Below are 523 nucleotides of genomic sequence, written 5' to 3' on the forward strand. Positions count from 1 at the left end.
ACTATGAGTTCAATTGTGGAACCAGTCAAAGACGAATTCTCAAGACCTGACGAAAATCCCGTTATGAAGCGTTTTACAAGACTTGGCGTGAAAAGTGACCTTGGTTACAGCTACTTGCAAGAATTTAATCCAGATAATAAATACAATGAAACGCGGTGGGCATAATGAAAAATACGTTGATAAACGGCAGCCTAAACCTTCTAAATAACATTTTTGATACTGAAGAACCGTTAACGGTCAAAGAACTTAAAATAATTGCGCTGATCGCCCTGGTTGCTGGTGCTGCAATATTCAAATTGTTGCAAATTAATATAAGCATTACAAACACAATAATACATTAAAAAAGCACCCCTTAACGGGTGCTTTTTTGATCTAAAAATTCTTCAATTGATGTGCCAATTTGAATCAACGTGGGCGTTATTTTTGTGCCTAGCGCCTGGTGCCGTGTCCATTCATTGACGGTCATGTTAGCTTGTTTTGCTAATACTGAAATTTTTTTAAATTGTTCCTTGGTCACTCGGAA

The 523-nt window shown here is 37.3% G+C and carries 2 protein-coding genes; one reads left to right on the forward strand and one right to left on the reverse strand.

Annotated elements, in window-relative coordinates; genetic code table 11:
- Positions 1–164 precede the first annotated feature (164 nt).
- A complete protein-coding gene (locus tag FC90_RS09500; protein ID WP_162258687.1) occupies positions 165–341 on the forward strand; it encodes a hypothetical protein in 177 nt (58 codons plus the stop codon).
- 11 nt (positions 342–352) lie between these two features.
- Here FC90_RS09500 and FC90_RS09645 read toward each other — a convergent pair whose 3' ends face one another.
- Positions 353–517, reverse strand: coding sequence for a plasmid mobilization protein (locus FC90_RS09645; RefSeq protein ID WP_420843272.1), 165 nt, complete (start codon positions 515–517; stop codon positions 353–355).
- Positions 518–523 lie beyond the last annotated feature (6 nt).

Origin of the sequence: Latilactobacillus graminis DSM 20719 (assembly GCF_001436415.1) — a bacterium.
GTDB classification, from domain to species: domain Bacteria; phylum Bacillota; class Bacilli; order Lactobacillales; family Lactobacillaceae; genus Latilactobacillus; species Latilactobacillus graminis.

Coding starts and splice junctions, on each gene's coding strand:
- FC90_RS09500 (WP_162258687.1), top strand. CDS start 165: ATGAAAAATACGTTGATAAACGGCAGCCTAAACCTTCTAAATAACATT.